Raw genomic sequence first — 278 nt, 5'->3', positions numbered from 1 at the left:
CCAACTCTGCCCTGCCCTCGTCAGAATTTAGGATAAGGTCCGCGCGATTCGGACTCACAAACGCCAGCAGCCCCAAATTCAAAAGGCGTTGGAACGAGAGATTGGTGCGAAGCAGATGGACGTACGGAGAAATGTCAACCGGAAGCCACGTCGCGGGAATCTTGACGACGGCGCGCTTTTTGTCGAGGTCATTCAGCTGAATCACGAGGTCCGCAAAACCAACGTTCTGGTGGTTTTTGGGCACGAAGTTCGATATGTGCGACAGATTGACCACATAG

General features: G+C 53.2%; 1 protein-coding gene. It reads right to left on the bottom strand.

Annotated elements, in window-relative coordinates; genetic code table 11:
- The coding region (locus tag AC1RPU_RS07765) for a hypothetical protein (RefSeq protein ID WP_481769607.1) at positions 1 to 205 on the bottom strand (205 nt) is incomplete at its 3' end.
- Positions 206 to 278 lie beyond the last annotated feature (73 nt).

The organism is Dellaglioa sp. CoH-55-MRSF-7 (assembly GCF_056782235.1).
Note: the sequence above shows the minus strand (reverse complement) of the source record. Positions and strands in the feature narration are given on the sequence as shown.